Origin of the sequence: Pectobacterium betavasculorum, from assembly GCF_000749845.1 — a bacterium.
GTDB lineage: Bacteria > Pseudomonadota > Gammaproteobacteria > Enterobacterales > Enterobacteriaceae > Pectobacterium > Pectobacterium betavasculorum.
In genome coordinates this window covers 1,524,157-1,547,233 of the sequence record NZ_JQHM01000001.1, presented here as the reverse complement: position 1 = coordinate 1,547,233, position 23,077 = coordinate 1,524,157, and the positions used below count along the sequence as shown (strand labels likewise).

At 52.9% G+C, this 23,077-nt stretch carries 21 protein-coding genes; 16 read left to right on the top strand and 5 right to left on the bottom strand.

The window, feature by feature from the left end:
* Positions 1 to 219 precede the first annotated feature (219 nt).
* Entirely contained in the window at positions 220 to 1,653 is a 1,434-nt protein-coding gene (ptsG, locus tag KP22_RS07040; protein WP_039323244.1) for a PTS glucose transporter subunit IIBC, read from the top strand.
* 157 nt (positions 1,654 to 1,810) lie between these two features.
* Here the strand turns inward: ptsG and KP22_RS07035 are convergent, their stop codons facing one another.
* Entirely contained in the window at positions 1,811 to 2,608 is a 798-nt protein-coding gene (locus KP22_RS07035) for a helix-turn-helix transcriptional regulator (protein WP_039323240.1), read from the bottom strand.
* 123 nt (positions 2,609 to 2,731) lie between these two features.
* Here KP22_RS07035 and KP22_RS07030 point away from each other — a divergent pair, with 123 nt between their 5' ends.
* The 9 genes from KP22_RS07030 (at position 2,732) to KP22_RS06990 (ending at position 11,106) form a co-directional block, all read left to right on the top strand.
* Positions 2,732 to 4,183 (top strand): MFS transporter, encoded by a 1,452-nt coding sequence (locus tag KP22_RS07030; protein WP_039323237.1) that lies wholly within the window; start codon positions 2,732 to 2,734, stop codon positions 4,181 to 4,183.
* Between the two features lie 215 nt (positions 4,184 to 4,398).
* Positions 4,399 to 4,749 carry a purine nucleoside phosphoramidase gene (gene hinT, locus KP22_RS07025; protein WP_039323234.1) on the top strand — a complete coding sequence of 117 codons (351 nt, stop codon included), beginning with the start codon at positions 4,399 to 4,401 and terminating at the stop codon, positions 4,747 to 4,749.
* A 40-nt stretch (positions 4,750 to 4,789) separates the two neighbouring features.
* The gene (locus KP22_RS07020; RefSeq protein WP_039298917.1) at positions 4,790 to 5,170 is read left to right on the top strand and encodes a YcfL family putative periplasmic lipoprotein; all 381 of its coding nucleotides are present in this window, start codon (positions 4,790 to 4,792) and stop codon (positions 5,168 to 5,170) included.
* 21 nt (positions 5,171 to 5,191) lie between these two features.
* Positions 5,192 to 5,773 (top strand): penicillin-binding protein activator LpoB, encoded by a 582-nt coding sequence (lpoB, locus tag KP22_RS07015; RefSeq protein WP_039298920.1) that lies wholly within the window; start codon positions 5,192 to 5,194, stop codon positions 5,771 to 5,773.
* Entirely contained in the window at positions 5,754 to 6,629 is an 876-nt protein-coding gene (gene thiK, locus KP22_RS07010; RefSeq protein WP_039323232.1) for a thiamine kinase, read from the top strand. The genes lpoB and thiK overlap by 20 nt, the downstream gene beginning before the upstream one ends.
* A gap of 76 nt (positions 6,630 to 6,705) precedes the next feature.
* Positions 6,706 to 7,725 (top strand): beta-N-acetylhexosaminidase, encoded by a 1,020-nt coding sequence (gene nagZ, locus KP22_RS07005; RefSeq protein ID WP_039323230.1) that lies wholly within the window; start codon positions 6,706 to 6,708, stop codon positions 7,723 to 7,725.
* Positions 7,726 to 7,898: 173 nt separating this feature from the next.
* Positions 7,899 to 8,441 carry an alpha/beta hydrolase YcfP gene (gene ycfP / locus KP22_RS07000; RefSeq protein WP_039298929.1) on the top strand — a complete coding sequence of 181 codons (543 nt, stop codon included), beginning with the start codon at positions 7,899 to 7,901 and terminating at the stop codon, positions 8,439 to 8,441.
* A gap of 352 nt (positions 8,442 to 8,793) precedes the next feature.
* Positions 8,794 to 10,098: an NAD(P)/FAD-dependent oxidoreductase gene (locus KP22_RS06995; protein ID WP_039298932.1), complete on the top strand. Its 1,305-nt coding sequence runs from the start codon at positions 8,794 to 8,796 to the stop codon at positions 10,096 to 10,098.
* 468 nt (positions 10,099 to 10,566) lie between these two features.
* Positions 10,567 to 11,106: a glycine zipper 2TM domain-containing protein gene (locus KP22_RS06990; protein ID WP_005970476.1), complete on the top strand. Its 540-nt coding sequence runs from the start codon at positions 10,567 to 10,569 to the stop codon at positions 11,104 to 11,106.
* A 131-nt stretch (positions 11,107 to 11,237) separates the two neighbouring features.
* Here KP22_RS06990 and yegD read toward each other — a convergent pair whose 3' ends face one another.
* Together yegD and mfd are read right to left on the bottom strand one after the other, a co-directional pair.
* A complete protein-coding gene (gene yegD, locus KP22_RS06985) occupies positions 11,238 to 12,590 on the bottom strand; it encodes a molecular chaperone (protein WP_039323228.1) in 1,353 nt (450 codons plus the stop codon).
* A 246-nt stretch (positions 12,591 to 12,836) separates the two neighbouring features.
* Positions 12,837 to 16,289: a transcription-repair coupling factor gene (mfd, locus tag KP22_RS06980; protein WP_197061533.1), complete on the bottom strand. Its 3,453-nt coding sequence runs from the start codon at positions 16,287 to 16,289 to the stop codon at positions 12,837 to 12,839.
* A 136-nt stretch (positions 16,290 to 16,425) separates the two neighbouring features.
* On the opposite strand from mfd, the gene lolC reads away from it, so the two are divergent.
* The 5 genes from lolC to cobB all read left to right on the top strand — a co-directional run bounded on the left by lolC (position 16,426) and on the right by cobB (position 21,408).
* Positions 16,426 to 17,628, top strand: a complete 1,203-nt coding sequence (lolC, locus tag KP22_RS06975; RefSeq protein WP_039298938.1) for a lipoprotein-releasing ABC transporter permease subunit LolC — start codon at positions 16,426 to 16,428, stop codon at positions 17,626 to 17,628.
* Entirely contained in the window at positions 17,621 to 18,328 is a 708-nt protein-coding gene (gene lolD / locus KP22_RS06970; RefSeq protein WP_039323225.1) for a lipoprotein-releasing ABC transporter ATP-binding protein LolD, read from the top strand. The genes lolC and lolD overlap by 8 nt, the downstream gene beginning before the upstream one ends.
* On the top strand, positions 18,325 to 19,572 hold the full coding sequence (gene lolE, locus KP22_RS06965) for a lipoprotein-releasing ABC transporter permease subunit LolE (RefSeq protein WP_039298945.1): 1,248 nt from the start codon (positions 18,325 to 18,327) through the stop codon (positions 19,570 to 19,572). Before lolD ends, lolE begins: the two co-directional genes overlap by 4 nt.
* Positions 19,573 to 19,651: 79 nt before the next feature.
* A complete protein-coding gene (nagK, locus tag KP22_RS06960; RefSeq protein ID WP_039323222.1) occupies positions 19,652 to 20,566 on the top strand; it encodes an N-acetylglucosamine kinase in 915 nt (304 codons plus the stop codon).
* A gap of 11 nt (positions 20,567 to 20,577) precedes the next feature.
* Positions 20,578 to 21,408, top strand: a complete 831-nt coding sequence (gene cobB / locus KP22_RS06955) for a Sir2 family NAD+-dependent deacetylase (RefSeq protein ID WP_039298951.1) — start codon at positions 20,578 to 20,580, stop codon at positions 21,406 to 21,408.
* A gap of 25 nt (positions 21,409 to 21,433) precedes the next feature.
* Here the strand turns inward: cobB and KP22_RS21555 are convergent, their stop codons facing one another.
* Positions 21,434 to 21,676: a hypothetical protein gene (locus tag KP22_RS21555; RefSeq protein WP_072012543.1), complete on the bottom strand. Its 243-nt coding sequence runs from the start codon at positions 21,674 to 21,676 to the stop codon at positions 21,434 to 21,436.
* Positions 21,677 to 21,874: 198 nt separating this feature from the next.
* Positions 21,875 to 22,591 (bottom strand): Crp/Fnr family transcriptional regulator, encoded by a 717-nt coding sequence (locus tag KP22_RS06950; RefSeq protein ID WP_039323219.1) that lies wholly within the window; start codon positions 22,589 to 22,591, stop codon positions 21,875 to 21,877.
* 115 nt (positions 22,592 to 22,706) lie between these two features.
* On the opposite strand from KP22_RS06950, the gene KP22_RS06945 reads away from it, so the two are divergent.
* Entirely contained in the window at positions 22,707 to 23,048 is a 342-nt protein-coding gene (locus tag KP22_RS06945) for a cupin domain-containing protein (RefSeq protein ID WP_039298957.1), read from the top strand.
* The last annotated feature ends 29 nt before the right edge of the window (positions 23,049 to 23,077 follow it).

The following is a 23,077-nucleotide window of genomic DNA, read 5'->3' as shown; positions in this document are numbered from 1 at the left end:
TTAGCGATATATCACTGAAAAGTGCAATATCTGTTCGATCTTAACCTGTTGGCTTGTGGAAACGTGATAGCAATCAAACATTGCGAACGCTATTTATTTTACTCTGCGTAAAAATTAAAGGGGGCTAAGACACCCCAACTCGCAAGGGCCATCCTCCCCGTCTTTGCTTATATGAAGTATCAGAAGTAAAAGCACTATTACTCAGGAGCACACTCAATTATGTTCAAGAATGCATTCGCAAACCTGCAAAAAGTAGGTAAGTCGCTAATGCTGCCCGTATCCGTACTCCCTATTGCAGGTATTCTGCTGGGTGTCGGTTCGGCCAACTTTAGCTGGCTACCTGAAATTGTCTCCAGCGTCATGGCACAGGCCGGTGATTCGGTGTTTGCCAACATGCCGCTGATTTTTGCTATTGGTGTTGCCTTGGGCTTCACTAATAACGACGGTGTTTCCGCACTGGCGGCAGTGGTCGCTTATGGCATCATGGTGAAAACCATGGCTGCGATTGCACCGCTGGTTCTTAATCTACCGGCTGCCGAGATTACAGCGAAGCACCTGGCGGATACCGGTGTTCTAGGCGGGATCATTGCCGGTGCGATTGCCGCGTATATGTTTAATCGCTTCTACCGCATTCAACTGCCTGAGTATTTGGGCTTCTTTGCCGGTAAGCGCTTTGTGCCAATCATTTCCGGTCTGACTGCGATCGTTACCGGTGTGGTGCTGTCTTTCATATGGCCACCGGTCGGTAGCGCTATCCAAACATTTTCACATTGGGCAGCGAATGAGAACCCGATGTTGGCATTCGGTATCTACGGGGTTGTTGAACGCTCTCTGGTACCGTTTGGTCTGCACCATATCTGGAACGTACCTTTCCAAATGCAAGTGGGTGAATTCACCAATGCGGCGGGTCAGGTTTTCCACGGTGATATCCCGCGTTACATTGCTGGTGACCCGACTGCGGGTAAATTGTCTGGCGGCTTCCTGTTTAAAATGTACGGTCTGCCGGCAGCGGCTATTGCTATCTGGCACTCTGCGAAACCAGAAAACCGCGCGAAAGTGGGCGGTATTATGATCTCTGCGGCGCTGACCTCGTTCCTGACGGGTATCACTGAGCCAATTGAGTTCTCATTCATGTTTGTTGCGCCGATCCTGTATGTGATCCATGCGATTCTAGCGGGTCTGGCGTTCCCAATCTGTATCCTGCTGGGTATGCGTGATGGTACAAGCTTCTCTCACGGTCTGATCGACTTCGTGGTACTGAGCGGCAACGGTAGCAACCTGTGGCTGTTCCCGATTGTGGGCCTGTGCTATGCGTTGATTTACTACACTATCTTCCGCGTTCTGATTGCCAAGCTGAATCTGAAAACGCCGGGTCGTGAAGATAGCTCATCTGAGCAAACTTCGCAGGACAGCACCGAAATGGCTGCTGCACTGGTTAGCGCGTTTGGTGGTAAAGAAAACATCACTAATCTGGATGCATGCATCACCCGTCTGCGCGTTAGCGTAGGCGATGTGACTAAAGTTGATCAGGCTGGCCTGAAAAAACTGGGTGCAGCCGGTGTGGTTGTGGCAGGTTCCGGCGTTCAGGCAATTTTCGGTACGAAATCCGATAACCTGAAAACCGATATGGACGACTACATCCGTAACCACTGATGGGTTGTTGGGGAGTGGCAAAAAGGGGCGAAAGCCCCTTTTTTTATGGTTAGCATCAAACTGCCTCCAAAACATTCGTGCTAAACGGCGAGGCTTTTATCTGCTTAAGTAGCGAGATCCTGCAACATAATTTGTCTATCTTTCTGATACCGCAACATCACTCCTCTCTCTGAGATTGCTGAGCATAAACCACCAAACGCAGATGTCGAACTTCATCGATGGTTAGCGACGTATGCTCAAAGGCTTCAGCTTTGCCGTCGATCATCAGTTGACGCACGCCGCTGCACGGGGCATGCACATCATGCTGGCGCCACCACGTTTTGAAATCTGGCGATACCTGCTCCAGTTCGTCCACCAGTTCATGAATGTCCGCTTCCTGCGTCGCACGTGCGAAATCGCGGCGAAAACTCGACAGCATCTGCGGAGCCTGTTGCTCCCAGCCGATGAATCGTTCATGCAGTAACGGATCGGTAAACAAGAGCCAGAGCAGATTACGCCTTTCGGAAGGATGAGCGTCGAAGCTGAAAAGCTGATTCGCCGGTTCATTGAAGGTCAGCACATCCCAGCGCAGGTTGAGAATATAGGCCGGATGGGGAGCCAGATCGTGCATCAGACGCCGTACTAGTGGTGGAACCACGCACCACGTCTTACCCGGCTCGACAGGTGGCCGTTCGTGTGCCAGCAGGTATAGATGCCGGCGTTCGGCCGCATCAAGTTTAAGCACTCGTGCCAGGCTGTCCAGAAATGCTGCTGATACACCAATATCGCGCCCCTGTTCGAGCCAGGTGTACCAGGTCACGCCAACCCCGGCTAGTGCGGCCACTTCCTCGCGTCGCAGCCCTGGCGTACGTCGTCTTCCACCGCTGGGCAAGCCCACGTCAGCGGGTGACACTCGTTCTCGACGCGCGCGCAAAAATGCAGCCAGATCATGGCGAGTTCTTTCCAATGTTCTCATCGGTTACCGCATTGCTTTTAGTAATAGCATAAATGGTTAAATTGTAATTGTTTAAAAAGGATTTGAGAATGATGACGCGATGACTCTTCATACAAAAATCTACCATACACAAGGATAGACAAAATGAACTCAACTTATCGTGCTTCGGCTTTAGCGACGACGGCCAAGAGTCCGCCTTGGCTCGGGCTGTCTGTGCTACTCATGGCGGGCTTTGTTACGATCTTCGATCTGTTCGTGGTTAATATCGCGATCCCGAGTATGCAGGTCGATCTGGGAGCCAGCTTCGCTCAGATCGGCTTTATCGTAGCAGGTTACGAACTGGCTTTCGGTGTGCTGCTGATTACGGGGAGCCGATTGGGGGATGTGTTTGGGCGACGCCGCCTGTTTATCGTGGGCATGGCTGGATTTACGATTGCTTCTGCGCTGTGTGGTTTAGCGCCTAACGCGGGGTTTCTGATTAGCGCTCGCATCTTGCAGGGACTTGCGGCTGCGTTATTGTTCCCACAGGTCTATGCTTCTATCCGCGTCAATTTCGATGGGAACGATAGTCGCCGAGCCTTCGGTCTGCTGGGGATGACGCTGGGGTTAGCTGCTATCGCGGGTCAGGTACTGGGAGGATGGCTGGTACATGCTAATCTGTTCGGGCTGAGCTGGCGCAGCATCTTTCTTATCAATGTTCCTATTGGTCTGTTAGCGATCGCGGCGGCGCGATTTATTCCTGAATCCTGTACGTCGCTGCGTCCTTCACTGGACTGGATGGGGGTGCTGCTGGTCAGCGTTGGGCTTACGCTGCTGCTGGTGCCGCTGATTGAAGGGCCGGGACAAGGGTGGCCTGCATGGAGCCTGTGGATGCTTGCCACTGCGGCTATCCTGTTGATCATTTTTTACCGTCAGCAGGAACAGCGCCAACTGGCGGGGCATCTTCCCTTGGTTGATATGCGTCTGCTCGCGCAGCGTCGTTTCCTGTTGGGCGTGTTACTCGTGCTGCTGGTGTATTCCACATCCAGCTCATTTTTCTTGTGTTTTGCCCTGCTGGTGCAAACTGGGTTGGGGCTTGATCCCTTCCTCGCGGGTAGTATTTTTGCACCTTGCAGTGTGGGATTCGTTCTGGCATCGCTGGTTGCGCCGCGTCTGGTCGCCCGCTGGGGGATCGTTGCCATCGTCGCGGGGGCGCTGGTATATACTGCTTCCATCGGGCTATTGATTATGCAGGTGCAGCTAGCGGGGGCGAATCTGGTGGCCATACGGCTGATTCCTGTGCTTGTGGTCGTCGGTGCTGGCCAGGGTTTTATCATGACCCCGCTATTGAATCTGGTTTTGGGCTTTGTAAATGAAGCTAAGGCAGGTATGGCATCAGGTGTAATCTCGACGGTTCAGCAGGTTGGGGCGGCGTTGGGCGTCGCTGTGGTTGGCATCCTGTTTGGCACCGTGCTGGCCGAAGGCGATAGTGCCGTTGCGCAAGCGGGTCAATACGTTTCGGCCTTTGTTACGGGGATGCTCTATAACGTAGGTGCCGCTTTGCTGGTTTGCATCCTGTTGATGATGTTGGTGAGAACGCCGCAGTCGTCTAACTAACAAAGCAACGGAAAGGGTGGAAATTTGTTAAGTGAGGTCAAACCCTTGCCGTAGCAGCGATTGCGTGATTGTTTCGGTATCAGACAGATTTTTTCTAAGAGTCGTATTTTGACCACCTGCACCAGAAATAGACGAAGAAGGTTGAAAGAAATGGAATATGTCACTCATACTGCCTACATGACGTCGTTCAATGCCAGCTAACAAGGAAATCAATCATGGCTGAAGAAACCATCTTTAGTAAAATCATCCGCCGGGAAATTCCTGCCGATATCGTGTATCAGGATGAACTGGTCACCGCTTTCCGTGATATCGCGCCCCGCACGCCAACACATATTCTGATTATCCCGAATGTATTAATCCCAACCGTTAACGATACGGCGCCAGAGCATGAAGCAGCGTTGGGACGTATGGTGACGGTTGCGGGTAAGATTGCACAGCAGGAAGGCATTGCAGAGGACGGCTATCGCCTGATTATTAACTGCAACCGACACGGCGGGCAGGAGGTATATCATATCCACATGCATTTGGTTGGCGGTCGTGCATTAGGGCCTTTGCTGGCGGATTAAGTTTGATAATCAGATGAGAAAACCATCATGCGAGTAAACCATGCGTAACCTGATGCTTTTTCTGTCTACATGTCTGATGGTGGGACTGCTGGCGGGCTGTAGTGCGCCAAAAGTGCTGACTATCAATGAACGACAAACACTGGTATTGGATGCTCCTGTGTTGTCGGCTGGCATTACGGCGGGGAATCCGTCGCTGGATTCAGAAAATGGCAGGCTGCGGGCTTCTTCCGCTGTCAGCAACGATGCCCCACACGCGGTGGCAGTGCATTACCGTTTCTATTGGTATGATGAAAACGGGCTGGATGTGCTGCCTTTTGAAGAGGTGCAGTCCATTGAAATCCCGTCACAGACGGAAATGACGGTTTTTTCAACGCGTAGCAGTCCTAATGCGCGTCAGGTTCGTCTTCATCTGTTTTTGTAATGGTGTCTTGAGAGAGAAAATATGAAAAAGTATCTAGGGGTGATACTGGCGGCATTGGTACTAACAGGGTGCCCCAGTCGTCCGCCGGAACCGACTGAGCCACCAGCAACTATTGAGCCAGTTGAGCCTCAAGTGCCAACTACGCCAACGTTGCCGCCGGGTGAGTCTGTACCGCAACCGCCTAAAATCCAGACGTTGAACTGGGAAGCCAGCATCAACCCGCTGGTGGCACAGATGCTGAAAGCCGATGGCGTTACGCCGGGCAGCATACTGTTGGTGGATAGCGTGAAAAACAACACCAATGGTTCACTGCCAATAGCGAAAGCGACAAGCGCGCTGTACAACGCGTTATCCTCCGGCAAGGCCTTTACGCTGGTACCACGCGAGCAACTGGCCGCTGCGAAACAAACGTTGGGCCTGTCAGTTGATGACAGCTTAGGATCGCGCAGCAAGGCGATTGGCCTGGCACGTTATGTCAGTGCGCAGTATGTGCTGTACAGCGACGTCAGTGGTGACGTGAAATCACCGCAAATCGACATGCAATTGATGCTGGTGCAGACCGGCGAAATTGTTTGGTCAGGCAATGGCGCCGTTCAGCATTAAACTGGCAGGCATCCAGCAACAGCTGACTGCGACAATCCAGAAACATTTCCCTGCCTTGGAAATGGCGGATATTCGCTTTGAACTGATTGGTGGGCTAAGTAGTAAAAGCTGGCGTATTCATGGGGCGGGCATCGAATGGCTGGCGCGACGACAGTCGTCAGCCGAGCGAAAGATGGGCGTCGATCGCCAGCGAGAGTGTGCTCTACTGCGGAAAATGTCTGCGATAGGGCTCGCGCCACATCCACTGTTGTGGCGTGACGGCTGGCTAATCGTCGAGTGGGTGCCGGGACGTATTGCCACAACAGATGAGTTCCTGATGATGCTGGCTAATGGAGAAGTGGCGAGCATATTATCTCAGCTTCATCGTCAGCCGCTTAGTGGCTACCCTCTCGATCTCAAAACGCTATTTGCTCAACACTGGCAACTGATGGATCCGCACCGTCGTTCGCCAGCGTTGTTGCGTGCCCACCATCATTTTCAACGTGCTGCGCTACCCACTTCTATGGCGTTGGCTCCCCTCCATCTGGATGTGCATGCTGAGAACCTACTGATTACGCAGCAAGGAACCATGCTGATCGACTGGGAATATGCCTCAGATGGCGATATCGCCTTTGAACTGGCGTTCATTGTCCGAGCCAGCCAGATGGACAGTGTGGCGCAAACGTATTTTCTACAGAGCTACCAGCGACACCGACGAGGATTTTCCGTGAGCCGTCTTCAGCAACAGGTGAAGCAGTGGTTTCCCTGGGTTGATTATCTGGTATTGATGTGGTTTGAAATACGCTGGCAGCAAACGAAGAACCCGGAATTTTTAGCGGAAATTCCCACGTTACGCCATCGGTTAAAGCTAGGCTGATGGTGTGAATTATCCCAGTAGCATTTGCGGTAGTGGTCATTTTACTCAGTAGTACTATCTAAAGAATGAGGTTTTTGTGGGTCCGGTAATGTTAGATGTCGCCAGCTACGAGCTGGATGCAGAAGATCGTGAAGTGCTGCAACACCCGCTGGTTGGCGGCGTTATTCTGTTCACTCGTAATTTTCATGATGTGGCGCAGCTACGTGAATTAGTACGCCAAATCCGCGCTGCGTCGCGCGAACGTCTCGTGGTTTCCGTGGATCAGGAAGGTGGGCGCGTTCAGCGTTTTCGTGACGGTTTTACCCGGTTGCCTGCCGCGCAGGCGTTCGCTGCATTAAATAGCCTGTCAGAGGCTCAAAAGTTGGCGGAAGAGGGCGGCTGGCTGATGGCGGCAGAAATGATCGCGATGGATATCGACATCAGTTTTGCACCCGTGCTGGATATCGGTCACCAGAGTGCGGCGATTGGTGAGCGTTCGTTTCACGAACAGCCCGTGACTGCGTTGGCTGTAGCACAGAGCTTTATTCGCGGTATGCATAGCGCAGGCATGAAGGTCACGGGTAAGCACTTCCCCGGTCACGGTGCTGTCAGCGCCGATTCACATAAGGAGACGCCGCGCGACCCACGCCCGCTCACAGAGATTCGTGCTCACGATATGTTGATTTTTAAAGCACTGATCCAGCACCAGCAATTAGATGCGATCATGCCTGCCCATGTGGTTTACACCGAGGCCGATCCACGTCCGGCCAGCGGTTCTCCCTATTGGCTTAAAACCGTACTGCGTGAAGAGTTAGGCTTTGATGGCATCATTTTCTCCGACGACCTGTCGATGGAAGGTGCGGCTGTAATGGGAAGTTACCCAGAGCGGGCGCAGGCCGCGTTGCAGGCGGGATGTGACATGATTCTGGTTTGCAATCATCGTGAAGGAGCGGTCAGCGTGCTGGATAACCTGTCCCCGGTCAAAGCGGAGCAACTAACGCGCCTATATCATCAGGGTTCGTTTTCTCGTCGGGAACTGCTGGATTCGTCGCGCTGGAAGCAGGCAAATCAGGCGCTCACATTGCTCAGCGAGCGCTGGCAGGCGCATATACACTAAATAATTCGAGTTGCGTGACAAAACGCTAGCGTTTTGAACAACGCCAAAGCGTTGGCCCTCTAAGGGCGAGGCTCGGAGATGAGCCGAGTATTGCCAACGCACAAGCAGCTTGAAGTATGACGGATATAAAAATGGCGAGAAATAGGCAACCTAGTCAGTGGTGAGGATAAAAGATGATTATCTATTTACACGGTTTTGACTCGACCAGCCCCGGTAACCATGAAAAAGTCTTGCAACTTCAGTTTATCGATGAAGATGTTCGGCTGATTAGCTATAGCACGCTGCATCCGCGCCATGATATGCAACATCTGCTAAAGCAGGTGGATAAGATGATGCAGCATTCTAATGACGATCGTCCGCTGATTTGTGGCGTGGGATTGGGCGGTTTTTGGGCCGAGCGCGTCGGTTTTCTGTGTGATATACGACAAGTCATCGTCAATCCTAACCTTTTCCCGCAGGAAAATATGAGCGGGAAAATTGATCGGCCGGAAGAGTATCTGGATATCGCCACGAAGTGTGTCGCGAATTTTCGTGAAAAGAATCGCGATCGCTGCATGGTAATGCTTTCCCGCCAGGATGAAATGCTCGACAGCCAGCGTAGTGCGCAAGCGCTGGGAGAATATTATGAGATCGTTTGGGACGATATACAGACGCATAAATTTAAAAGTATCTCTCCCCATCTACAACGAATAAAAGCGTTCAAAACACTCGGTTAGCATGCGGCGTTAATGGCTTGGTATTCCTTCTGATGTCTCTGTTTGAGAGGGATATCAGGGGGAATGACGCAATTAATTACTTTTCTTCGTTCGTACAAACGTGCATAAGCGCACGATTCAGCATTTTCCCTTCACGCAGACTTCCGCTAATTGACTGAAATAAAGATGGAATTTTCTTGGTAAAAACCCGCGCCGTAAAATAAATTGATATATATCAATTTTGGTATGACCAAATAACCTAGCGTGCTATTCTTGCAGCAGATATCAGGCTTAACTTACGCGAACCCTATGTTATATAAGGATATTGTTTTTACTCTTTATTAACGATTGGTTCACATTTTAGGGGGTCATTTTGACATCACCAACCAAAAAAATTGTCATTGTCGGCGGGGGAGCTGGCGGTCTTGAACTCGCAACGAGTTTGGGTCACAAGTTAGGACGCAAGAAAAAAGCGGACATCACGCTGGTGGATCGTAACCATAGCCACCTGTGGAAACCATTGTTACATGAAGTGGCGACGGGCTCGCTGGACGACGATATGGATGCGCTGAGCTATCTGGCGCATGCTCGCAATCACCATTTCCAGTTCCAACTGGGCATGCTGACGGATATCGATCGTGAACAGCAGCAGATTCAACTGGGCGAAGTGTGTGATGATCAAGGTGACGTACTGGTTGCGGCGCGCCGCATCCCCTATGACATTCTGGTGGTGGCATTAGGCAGCGCCTCAAATGACTTCGGTACGCAGGGTGTGAAAGATCACTGTATTTTCCTGGATAACCCGAAACAAGCCCGTCGCTTCCATAATGAAATGCTGAATTTATTCCTGAAATTCACAGCAAATCAGGATGAAAAAGAGCGAGTAAATATTGCGATTGTGGGCGGTGGGGCGACTGGCGTCGAGCTGTCTGCGGAATTGCATAATGCGGTGAAACAACTCCACAGTTATGGTTTTGACGGGTTAGATAATCAAACACTGAATGTGACGCTGGTTGAAGCGGGCGAACGTATTTTGCCAGCGCTGCCGCCACGTATTTCAGCGGCAGCACATCAGGAGCTGAATAATATTGGCGTCCGCGTGCTGACGAAAACCATGGTGACCAGTGCGGAAAGCGGCGGTCTGAATACGAAAGACGGTGAATTTATCGAAGCCGATCTGATGGTTTGGGCGGCAGGAATCAAAGCGCCGGATGCAATGAAAGATATTGCTGGTCTGGAAACGAACCGGATTAATCAGCTCGTCGTTGAACCTACGTTGCAGACGACACGCGACCCGAACATTTTTGCCATCGGCGACTGTGCATCCTGCCCGCAGGAAAGCGGCGGTTTCGTGCCGCCGCGCGCACAGGCGGCTCACCAGATGGCATCGCGGTGTCACAGCAACATCATCGCGTTGTTGAACGGGCAGGCGCTGAAATCTTACGTCTACAAAGATCACGGCTCGCTGGTTTCGCTGTCTAAATTCAGTACGGTAGGTAGTCTGATGGGGAATCTGATGCGGGGTTCTGTGATGGTAGAAGGACGGATTGCTCGCTTCGTTTACATCTCCCTCTATCGTATGCACCAGGTTGCCCTGCACGGCTATGTTAAAACGGGCTTGATGATGTTGGTCGGTGGCATCAACAGGGTGATACGCCCGCGCCTCAAACTGCATTAATTCGCAACGACTGACATCCTGCTGATTACGGGCGTGAACGCGATTTCGCGCCCGTATTCTTTTTACCACCAGCCTGTTCTGGTTGTTTGGAAAGACGTGCCTTGCCATTAACGTTTTCATAAGACTCCGTCCCCTAAGTTAGCGTCTTTTCGCTATGCCACTGAGCACCTTGAAATAACAGTATAAAATATTGTCCTATTAGCAATTCCAGTTAAGACAATTCCCAAATAACGGTTTTATGTTACGAATCCGACACTTTTGGTTAGTTAGTCTTATTGCGAGAGCGTGAAACATTGTGCAGACTTCCCACTGTTTACAGATGGCGTAGCACGCACGCCGAAAATTCTGAGTGTTGTTATTCAGAAGGAACCATTGGACTCATCGCGTTAAACGCGAGCTGACGTAAAGCAAATCTTACGACAGGGTTGCAGATGGGGAATGCGTGAGAATAGATTCGGGAGGTATCCTGTGAACAAATCAATGTTAGCGGGTGTAGGTATTGGTGTGGCTGCGGCATTGGGTGTTGCGGCGGTGGCGAGTATGGATGTCTTTTCCTCTAAACCTCAGTATGCACAGGTGCTTACGGCAACACCTATTAAAGAAACGGTCAAAACGCCTCGCCAAGAGTGCCGTAACGTAAACGTGACCCACCGTCGTCCGGTGCAGGATGAAAACCAGATTGCCGGATCGGTACTGGGTGCTGTGGCGGGTGGTGTTCTGGGGCATCAGTTCGGTGGCGGACGCGGTAAAGATGTCGCGACGGTAGCGGGTGCGCTGGCAGGCGGCTACGCGGGTAACCGTGTACAAAGCGGCATGCAGGAAAATGATACATACACGACACAGCAGCAGCGTTGTCAGACGGTGTACGACAAATCACAAAAAGTTCTTGGCTATGATGTCACCTATAAAATCGGCGACCAGCAAGGTAAAATCCGTATGGATCGCGATCCGGGTACACAAATTCCAGTGGATAGGAACGGTCAGTTAGTACTGAATCAACAGAGCTGATTTACCCTGACGTCTACGTTTTTGCGCTGGCACCATCTCTAAAAACCGCGAGATGCCTGAATAAGGTACTCGCGGTTTTTTTCATGCACGATACCAGCATTGCAAATACCAGCCTACAGCACGATCTTGGTTTAGCGGCGAAAGATTATTTCCGCCCAGCGTGCCAGCCCGGCGGTAACGGAGCCAAAATCGTTGCCGCTAGCGATAGGAATATCAGGCAGTAACTGCTGAATCGCCTGACGCAGCAGGGGGGATTTTGCACTACCGCCGGTCAGGTAGATGACTTCCGGTCGGGTCTGGCTAGTTTCTAAGGCCAGTGTTACCTGTTGCTGAATGCGCGTGAGCGGATTATCGATCGCGGCGTTAAGCTCATCAGCATGAATGCGCGTTGCCAGACCTGATTCGATGAAGTGCAAATCGGCTGCTGTTTCCGATTGGTTGGAAAGCGCGATTTTGCTCTCTTCCGCCAGTTGGATCAGGCGGTAGCTCAGGCGTTTTTGCCAAACGGTCAACAATCTTTTCACCAGTTCGGGCTGGCGAGCATCGCGGATCATTTCGTTGATTAACGTGCGACTGGTGGTGCTATGAAACTCTTTTTGCGCCGGAATATCGTTAATGGCGACCGCATTCCACCAGGTCATAATCGGAAGGGCGATGCCCTTTTCTGATTCGCTATTCATGCCAAGCAGCGGCATTAGCTGTTTGAACGCGAGCATGATGTCCAAATCGTTACCGCCAACGCGGCAGCCGCTGTGGCCTAACAGACCTTGCGAACGTTCGTGCCGCTTATGCCACTCTGGCCCCATCAGCAGCATGGAGCAGTCGGTGGTTCCGCCGCCGATATCCACGACCAGTACCCGCGTTTCTTTCGTCAGTGTAGATTCAAAATCCAGCCCGGCAGCCACGGGTTCAAACTGGAAGACGACGTCTTCAAACCCGGCGCGGTGTGCGGCACGATCTAAAATTCCTTGTGCCTGCTGGTTAGCGTCTTCGCCGCCGATACTTTGAAAGTTAATCGGGCGGCCGATGACGGCCTGACGAATCGGCTGATCAAGCTGGTTTTCTGCCTGCGTGCGGATATGCAGCATCATGGAGCAGACCAAATCCTCAAATAGTGCGATCTGCTGTGCTTTCAGCCCGATGGCTCCGAGGAAGGATTTCGGCGATTTAACGAACCATATCTCTTCAGGGTCATCCATATAGTGGCGTAACGCCTCGCGCCCAAATTTCACGCTATCGGCCTGTACGCGAATATCTTCTTCGCGGTTGTAGCTGATGGCACGTTTTAGCAGCAGCGCGTTTTCGCCCTCGGCATTGACCTGATGGTGTCGCCATAACCATTCGCTAACGGCTTCACGCACGGGTGCGCACAGCAGGGAAGAAAGATAAGGCGAGCCATTTTCCAGCGACAGGAGGCGAGGTGTCCCTGCATCCATAACCGCCACGGAGCAGTTGGCGGTGCCGTAGTCAAAACCGATAAACATAGTGAGGTCCCATGCCATGAAAAAATTTCCGGGAGAAACTTTTAACGTCGCACCAGCGACGGCCCGGAAGGGTGCCGCCAAGGATGGCGAGCCCTAAAAAAGGTTGGCGACTTTACTGCGTTAAGGCAGTGCTTGTAAAGGTGGATGCAACGGAAGACTGATGACAAACCTATTTACCGAACCGCGGACTTTGTCAGCAACCTCACGGGAACCCAAAGGTTCCCGTTTGTTTATCGTGAAGGTGGATTACGCCGCCAGCGTATGCTGCGCCATGTTCCCCAGCAGTGAACCGATAAACTCGATGCGTTGCGGACGGTCGCTCAAATCCTTCATAAATTTCAGACGAGTCGGGCCATCAAGGCGGTAGGTGCCCGGATCGCGCTGTAACAGGCCGATAAGGTGGGACGGATCGACGCGGTTTTGCTCGCTGAATTCGATAAAACCACCTTTTTCATTCCCTTCTATACGGCGAATACCCAGCGCCTGTGCCTGCTGACGCAGAGCGGCAATCTGCAACAGATGGCGGCTTGCATCGGGAAGGAGACCGAAGCGATCGATCAGCTCAACCTTCAACTCATCCAGCTCGGCGGTGGTTTTCGCGCTGGCAATACGCTTGTATAGCGACAGGCGCGTATTGACGTCGGGGATGAAATCGTCGGGCAGCAGGGCAGGCAAACGCAGTTCGACGTCGGTCTGACTGTTAATCAAATCCTCCAGTGATGGCTCCCGACCTGCTTTCAGGGCGTCTACGGCGCTTTCTAACAGTTCCATATACAGCGAGAAACCGACGCTGGTCATCTGTCCGCTCTGATCGTCACCGAGGAGCTCGCCCGCGCCGCGAATTTCCAGATCGTGTGTTGCCAGCGCAAAACCTGCGCCGAGGTCTTCCAATGACGCGATCGCTTCCAGCCGTTTCTGCGCGTCAGTGCTCATTGCTTTGGGCGGCGGCGTCAACAGATAGGCATAAGCCTGATGGTGGGAACGGCCCACACGACCACGCAACTGGTGCAACTGTGCCAGACCGAAGTGATCGGCACGCTCAATGATGATGGTGTTGGCGCTCGGTATATCGATCCCGGTTTCGATGATGGTGGTACACACCAGCACGTTAAAACGCTGGTGATGGAAGTCGTTCATGACCCGTTCCAGCTCGCGTTCGCGCATCTGGCCGTGACCGATAGCGATGCGTGCTTCCGGCACCAGTTCCGCCAACCGTTGGGTGGCTTTCTCGATATTTTCGACGTCGTTATACAGATAGTACACTTGCCCACCGCGCAGAGTTTCACGCAGGATGGCTTCACGTACCATCAGATTGTCATATTCGCGCACGAACGTTTTCACCGCCAGACGGCGTGCTGGAGGCGTGGCGATGATCGACAGATCGCGCATCCCGCTCATTGCCATGTTGAGCGTTCGCGGAATTGGCGTAGCGGTCAGCGTCAGGATATCGACATCCGCCCGCATCGCTTTGATGCGCTCTTTATGGCGCACGCCGAAGCGGTGTTCCTCGTCGACAATGAGCAGCCCTAAGTCGCGCCAGCGTACGTCGCTCTGCAACAGCTTATGGGTGCCGATCAGAATATCGACTTTGCCTTCCTGGGTTTCCTCAAGAATCTGGGTTTGCTCACGTGCGCTGCGGAAACGGGAGACCATTTCAATCTTCACCGGCCAATTGGCAAAGCGATCGCGGAAGTTGTCAAAATGCTGCTGTGCCAACAGCGTTGTCGGTACCAGAACGGCAACCTGCTTATGATTTTCAACCGCTAAAAACGCGGCACGCATTGCCACTTCGGTTTTACCAAAGCCGACATCGCCACACACCAGACGATCCATCGCCAGCGGCTGGCACATGTCGCTCAGTACAGCGTTGATGGCCTGAGCCTGATCGGGCGTCGTTTCGAAAGGGAAACTTTCGCAGAACAGTTGGTACTGCGTTTTGTCATGTTTAAAGGCAAAGCCGCTTTTCGCCGCACGCTGAGCATAAATATCCAGCAGTTCGGCGGCGACATCACGCACTCTTTCTGCCGCTTTTTGCCGCGCACGTGACCAGGCTTCACCACCCAGTTTGTGCAGCGGCGCATTCTCATCGGCACCGCCCGCGTAGCGGCTGATCAAATGCAGCGAAGATACGGGGACGTACAGCTTGTCTTCACCCGCATAGGTCAAAATCAGGTATTCGGCTTTGATGCCACCGGCTTCTAGCGTGGTCAGCCCGACATAACGACCAACGCCGTGTTCGAGGTGAACAACGGGCTGCCCCGGACGCAGCTCTGCCAGGTTGCGGATCAGCGTATCGGTATTAATTGTGCGGCGACTATCCTGACGGCGACGGCTGACGCGCTCACCCAACAGATCGCTTTCGCAGATTAAGGCGCGCTGACGTAGCGTGTCGATAAAACCATGTTCGCTGGCACCGATGATCAGATAAGTGCCACGCCCTTGTGCCTGCTCTAGCGTATTGATGAGCTTAGGGTTCAGTTTGATGCGTGCCAGCAGTTCTTGTAGCGTTTCGCGACGGCCTTCGCTCTCAACGGAGAAAATGACTTGACCATCGAACTGTTCGATAAAACGGCGTAGTGCATCCAGCGGTGATTTTTGCTGATGCTGAATTGCCAGATCCGGTAGCGGCAGGTAGGCCAGATTCACGTTGGCGGCTTTTTTTGGCAGCGTATCGGTTCTTAGCTGCACGCGCGGCCACGCTTTTAGCTCTGTGAATAGGCCATCGACGCGTAACCAGAGTGAGTCCGATGGCAACAGGGGGCGCATCGGATCGACGCGGCGGCTTTCAAAACGCTGCTGAATATCCTGCCAGAAGCGTTCGGCGCTCTGTTCAATATTGCCCGTGTTGACGATCAGCGTGTTGTTCGGGAAGTAGCTGAATAGCGACGGCAGTGGTTCATTGAAGAATAGCGGCTGCCAGTATTCGATCCCGGCGGGCCAGACGCCCTTGCTGACCTGCTGATAAATGTGCTCAGCATCACGTCGTACCTCGAACTGTTCGCGCCATTGGCTGCGGAAAAGTTCGATTGCGGTTTTATCAGTCGGGAATTCATGTGCGGGCAGCAGATTAATGTGCGGCACTTCATTCAGCGTTCGCTGCGTATCCACATCGAACAGACGCAGGCTGTCGATCTCATCGTCGAAAAAATCAATACGGTAGGGCTCTTCACTCCCCATTGGGAATAGATCCAACAACGCGCCACGCGTGGCATATTCACCATGTTCCATCACTTGGTCGACGCTACGATAGCCCGCCTGTTCCAACTGTGAACGTAGCTTATCGCGCGAGAGGCGCTGGCCTTTCTTCAACACCAGCGCATGCCCGTGCAGGAAACTGTGCGGACAAACGCGCTGCATCAACGTGTTGACCGGCAGAATCAGAACGCCGCGCGTCATGTTGGGCAATTGATAGAGCGTGGAAAGTCGAGTCGAAATAATTTCCTGATGTGGTGAGAAACTATCGTAGGGCAGCGTTTCCCAGTCAGGCAGGGTGGTGACGTGCTGGTCGGTAAATTGCTGAATTTCATCACGCAATCGCAGGGCGTTTTGCATATCGGGCGCGATAAGCACCACCAGCCCGGCGTGGCGTTCAATGATCTCTGCACATTCAACGGCGCAGGCAGCGCCGGTTAACTCGCCCAACAGGCGTTGCTCGCCCGCTTTGGGTGGCAACGAATAACGGTAATTTTCAGGCATCATCTGATTATCGGGTCTCGCCTCCCTGCATCCGGCCAAGAAAAAGCCGTAGAGTGAGGGTGTTAGGGTTCCATAAAGCAGTACTACCCTTTATTATCCTTGATCACTTTGCTTTGGCAACCTTATCCAGACGGATTTCATGTATCAACCTGTCGCTTTATTTATTGGCCTGCGCTATATGCGTGGGCGTGCATCAGACCGCTTCGGCCGGTTTGTCTCCTGGCTATCTGCCATTGGTATCACGCTGGGTGTGATGGCGCTGGTCACCGTGCTTTCCGTCATGAATGGCTTCGAGCGTGAACTGGAAGGCAACATTCTGGGCGTGATGCCTCAGGCGGTGATCTCTACGCCGCAAGGTTCACTGAACCCGGAGCTGATTCCCGCTTCCTCCTTAGACTCGCTGGACGGCGTAACGCGTATTGCGCCGTTGACGACGGGCGATGTGGTGCTGCAAAGCGCCCGCAGCGTCGCCGTTGGCGTGATGTTAGGGATTGACCCTGACGAAAAGGAACCGCTTTCACGCTATCTGGTCAACGTCAAACAGCAGCAGCTTCAACCCGGTCAGTATCAGGCCATTTTGGGTGAGAAACTGGCTGAACAACTGGGTGTGAAGACGGGCGATCAGGTGCGCATGATGGTGACGAGCGCTAGCCAACTGACGCCGATGGGGCGTATTCCCAGCCAGCGTATCTTCACCGTTGCCGGAACCTTTGCCGCCAACAGTGAAGTGGATAGCTACCAACTCTTGGTGAACCAACAGGATGCCTCACGGCTGATGCGCTATCCGGCGAACCAGATTACCGGTTGGCGTTTGTGGCTGGAAAAGCCACTGTCGGTTGATACGTTGAGTACGCAAACGTTGCCGGAAGGCACGGTCTGGAAAGACTGGCGCGAGCGTAAAGGTGAGCTTTTTCAGGCCGTGCGCATGGAGAAAAACATGATGGGGCTGTTGCTTAGCCTGATCGTGGCCGTGGCTGCCTTCAATATTATTACCTCGCTGGGTTTACTGGTGATGGAAAAACAGGGAGAAGTCGCCATTCTGCAAACACAGGGGCTGACTCAACGTCAGGTTATGGCGGTGTTTATGGTGCAGGGGGGCAGCGCTGGCGTTGTTGGCGCATTGCTAGGCGCATTGCTGGGGGCATTATTGGCCAGCCAACTGAATACGCTGATGCCCGTGCTGGGCGTATTGCTGGATGGTGCCGCGCTGCCAGTGGATATTGACCCTACGCAGGTGGTGACGATCGCCATTTCTGCGATGGTGATTGCCCTTTTATCGACACTTTACCCATCATGGCGCGCTGCCACCGTTCAACCCGCTGAGGCTTTACGTTATGAGTGATTTATCATTATTGCAGTGTACTAATCTGTCCAAGCGTTATCAGGACGGCAAGCTGTCTACCGACGTGCTGCGTGATGTCTCTTTTGAGATGAGCTGCGGAGAGATGATGGCGATAGTCGGGAGTTCTGGCTCGGGCAAAAGTACGCTGCTGCATGTGCTGGGCGGATTAGATACCCCAACGTCAGGTGAGGTTATCTTCAAAGGTCAACCGCTGAGCACGCTCTCGGCGGCAGCAAAAGCAGATTTGCGCAATCGTGAACTGGGCTTTATTTATCAATTCCACCACCTGCTGCCGGATTTCACCGCACTGGAAAATGTGGCGATGCCGTTGCTGATTGGCAAAGTGCCGACTTCACAGGCGCAGGATAAAGCACGTGAAATGTTGGCTGCCGTTGGGCTGGAGGCGCGCAGCCATCACCGTTCGTCGGAACTGTCCGGCGGTGAGCGGCAGCGTGTTGCTATTGCCAGAGCGCTGGTCAACAGCCCATCGCTGGTACTGGCGGATGAACCGACTGGCAACCTCGACCAGCGTACGGCAGACACTATTTTTGAACTGCTGGGGGAACTGAACGTCCGGCAGGGAACCGCCTTTCTGGTGGTGACGCATGACTTGCAACTGGCTAGCCGACTGAATCGCCAACTTGAAATGCGTGACGGTCAGTTGCAGCAGGAACTGACCCTGATGGGGGCGCGGCAATGACATTTCCTCCGCTCTCGTTGCAGATTGGCCTGCGATTTAGCCGTGGCCGTCGGCGTGGCGGCATGGTTTCGCTGATTTCAGTCATTTCGACGCTGGGTATCGCCCTCGGTGTGGCGGTGTTGATTCTTGGTCTTAGTGCGATGAATGGGTTTGAGCGCGAACTGAATAACCGTATCCTCGCGGTGGTACCGCATGGCGAGATTGCACCCGTTAATCAGCCTTTTGCTGGCTGGCAGAACATTCTTCTGAAAATAGAACAGGTGCCTGGCGTTGCGGCCGCAGCGCCTTATATCAATTTCACCGGGCTGCTGGAGAACGGTGCCAAACTTCAGGCGGTGCAGGTAAAAGGCGTCGATCCGCAGCAGGAGAAACGTCTCAGCGCGCTGCCCAATTATGTTATCAACAATGCCTGGCAGCGATTTCGCGCAGGCGAGCAGCAGGTCATTATCGGTCAGGGCGTGGCGAAAACGTTGAATGTGGCAGAAGGGGATTGGGTTACGGTAATGATCCCTAATAGCGACCCGGAAATGAAACTGATGCAGCCTAAACGCATCCGGCTCCATGTTAGCGGCATTTTACAATTGAGTGGTCAGCTCGATCACGGTTTAGCGCTGATTCCGCTTGCGGATGCCCAGCAATATCTTGACATGGGGCAGAGCGTAACGGGTATCGCCATCAAAGCCCACGATGTGTTCTCCGCTAATAAGCTGGTGCGTGATGCGGGTATGGTTACGAATGCTTATGTCACTATTCGCAGTTGGATTGGCACCTATGGTTATATGTATCGGGACATTCAGATGGTGAGAACCATCATGTATCTGGCGATGATATTGGTGATCGGCGTGGCCTGTTTTAATATTGTGTCAACGCTGGTGATGGCTGTGAAGGATAAAAGCAGCGATATCGCCGTTCTGCGTACGCTGGGGGCGTCAGACGGACTGATTCGAGCTATCTTTGTTTGGTACGGTCTATTGGCCGGGCTGCTGGGTAGCGCGATAGGGGCTGTGGTCGGCGTGATCGCGACCTTGCAACTGACGCCGATTATTCACGGTATTGAAGCGCTTATTGGCCATAAATTATTGTCCGGTGATATCTACTTTATCGATTTTCTGCCGTCGGAATTGCATCTGATGGATGTTTTTAGCGTATTAGGAACATCGCTGGTGCTGAGTTTGATTGCCAGCTGGTATCCGGCGCGGCGCGCCAGCCGGATTGATCCTGCCCGTGTGTTGAGTGGGCAGTAAGCGAACGTACATGCGGCTTGATATATGACGGGGATATTCCCTATCGTGTGGGAAAGCAAACACACCCTAAGGAGCAGTCATGTACTACGGTTTTGATATGGGCGGCACAAAAATTGAGCTGGGCGTGTTCGACGCAGAGTTGAACAAGGTGTGGCAAAAGCGAGTGCCGACACCGCGCAATAATTATGATGACCTGCTCACCACGTTGGTCGATCTGGTGCATGAAGCTGACGCACAGATTGGCGTACAAGGGAAGGTCGGTCTCGGCGTACCGGGAATGGAGGCGGGAGAGGACGCGGCGCTATTCACTGCTAATCTGCCTGCGACGATGGGAAAACCGCTGCGTACGGATTTGTCACGGCGTTTGCAGCGAGATATTCGTATCAGCAACGATGCCAACTGCTTTGTGCTGTCGGAGGCCTGGGACGCAGAATTTCGTACCTATCCTGTCGTGCTAGGTTTGATTCTTGGCACGGGACTGGGTGGTGGTCTGGTCATTAACGGGCGTCTGGTGGAGGGGCGTAACGGCATCGCGGGTGAATTCGGTCATTTCCGCCTGCCGTCCGACGCGTTGGATATCATCGGTGTGGATATTCCCCGTGTGAAGTGCGGCTGTGGACAATTGGGCTGCATCGAGAATTATATTTCTGGCCGTGGCTTTGAATGGCTATACGAGCACTTGTATGGCGAAGCCCTGCCTGCTGTGACCATCATCCGGCACTATCGTGGCGGAGAGGAAAAAGCGCGGGAGTTTGTTGACCGTTTTATGGATTTGCTGGCGGCCTGTCTGGGCAATCTGCTGACCCTGTTTGATCCGCATTTGTTGGTATTGGGCGGCGGTTTGTCGAATTTTGACGAAATCTATCAAATTTTGCCAACGCGTCTTCCTTCGCGGCTTTTACCGATTGCGAAACTGCCACGCATAGAGAAGGCGCGTCATGGCGATGCGGGCGGTGTCCGTGGTGCGGCGTTGCTACATTTAATGGATAACTAGCTGGAGAAAGTATGTATACGCGTCAACGATTAGGGCGTTTTCACAAGGGAAAGCGTATGCGGCAACAGCGTCTTCGGGCGCGTATTTTCCATCGTGATTATCTGGCCGCAAGCGAAGTGAAAAAGCCGCGCGTTGTGGTATTGACGGGCGCAGGCATTTCGGCGGAGTCGGGCATTCGTACCTTTCGCGCAGCCGATGGCCTGTGGGAAGAACACCGCGTTGAGGATGTCGCTACACCTGAAGGTTTTCAGCGCAACCCCGAGCTGGTGCAAGAATTTTATAATGCCCGTCGTCGTCAACTACAGCAGCCGGAAATTGTGCCGAATGCCGCGCATCTGGCCTTGGCGAATCTGGAAGCGATGCTGGAAGACAATTTCCAACTGATCACACAGAACATCGATAATCTGCATGAGCGTGCTGGTAGCCAGCGCGTGATCCACATGCACGGCGAGCTACTGAAAATACGCTGTAGCCAAAGTGGACAGATTTTTGAGTGGACGGACGATCTTGCCGTCGGTGAACGCTGTCACTGCTGTCAATTTCCCGCGCCGTTACGCCCGCATATTGTATGGTTTGGTGAAATGCCGCTGCACATGGACAAGATTTACCAGGCGCTGTCGCAGGCGGATTACTTTATCGCGATTGGCACGTCCGGGCACGTCTATCCCGCCGCTGGTTTTGTCCATGAAGCCCACTCGCACGGTGCCTACACGCTGGAGCTGAATCTGGAGCCTAGCCAGGTAGAAAGCCAGTTTGATGAAAAAATTTACGGTCCTGCGAGTACCGTGGTGCCCGAGTTTGTCAGTGCCTGGCTGACGCGTGGCAAAAGCATCACGTTTTAAGCGCCAACAAAAAGTGAAAGCGTCATTAATCGTGTGAGGATGACGTTTTCTCTTGCCGATCGTTGCTGTAGCAACATTCGTCAAGTTGATCGAATGGCAACATGGCGGCGTGGTTAAAGAAACAATATTCACTCTCGCTACAGCGAGCATGCGCAGCGGTTTCCGTCGGGGAGACCGTCTGCGGTGGCTGCTGGCTGTCATGACGTGACAGTGCATGGGGTGACCGTGCTCCATGAAGAGATAAGGTTCGTCGGAAAAAGCCCAGCATAGCGTTACCCTCACGGTATCTCATTACGATGTTAATGAGAATTACTTACATATGTAAATCGCTCTCATCAATGTAAGCTAAGCGTAGTTGATAATCCGATGATGGGGGAATGACAATTGTCAAAATACATATCCAAAATTGTTCTATAGAACCGCTATGCTTCATTTTACTAAGCCTTAGCACCACCAGTTATCTCCGTCAGAATGTCCTTCTGGCCTCGGCAGCCAGTTCTTTCAGATAATTCAGATCGCACAATTCCACCTGATGGCCCCGATAGGTAATGTGGCCCTGTCGCTTCCAGTCCGACATTAATCGACTCAATGTTTCACCACGCATCCCCAATGACGTGGCGAGCTGGCCGCGGCTCACTGGCAATGTCAGGTGCTGAGTTTGCTGAATGTGATGCTGCCGCAGAAGGTAATCTGCCAGACGCTGTGGCGCGGAGCTGGAGGTCAGCCAGTCGATTTGGTTGATTGTCGAGTAGAGTTTTTTGCCCAGGTAGTTGAGCAGACGCAGCGCCAGTTCCGGGCGTTGCAAACAAAACTGATGAATATCCTGCCGCGGAATCATCAGCGTGTGGCCATCGCTTAGCGCACGGATATTCATCGGGAAGCGGCCGTGATCCATAAAGACGGCGGCAATCGCGACAAACTCTCCACATTCAAACTGCCCGAAAATTTTCTCGTCTCCGCCATAGGTATGGCGAAAAGCCTGCAATTTTCCCGTTTCAACCAGCAAACAGTGCTGCATTTTGTCGCCTTCGCGAAACAGAACGTCATCCTGCCGGAAAAACAGGCGCTCGCTTTTGGCTAATAGTTCACACACCACGTCGCTGGGTTCACCGCGCATCCAGTCATGCTGAAACAACACGTCGCCGTATTCATCGGGCGATAGTGCCTTTTTGACAAATGTCATTTGCCCTCCCAGAGCCTGGTATTACCATCAAACTAGTAAATGAAAATAATAATCACTTGCATGAATTCAGCAAGCAAAATACGGCACGCTGAATCGAAAATAGCGGAGCGTTTCCATGAAAGACAATACCCTTCCGGCGGCACAAGCGCTGGCTATCCATGAGTTGATTACCCCAACTGAACACGGTATCGCCAGCCGCGTGCTGGCCCGTACCGACGGCGGCAATGTCACGCTGTTTGCCTTCGACCAAGGGCAGGGGTTGAGCGAACACAGTGCGCCTTATGATGCACTGGTTATGGTACTTGAAGGTGAATTATTGCTGACGATCGGGGGGGAACCCATCGTCGCACAGCCCGGCACGCTGGTACGTATGCCTGCCAATATCCCTCACGCCGTCGATGCGCAGCAGTCGTCACGGATGTTGCTGACCATGTTGAAGACGCTGAAAGCTCAGTAAATGGCTACTGCGATAACGCTGAATGAAGG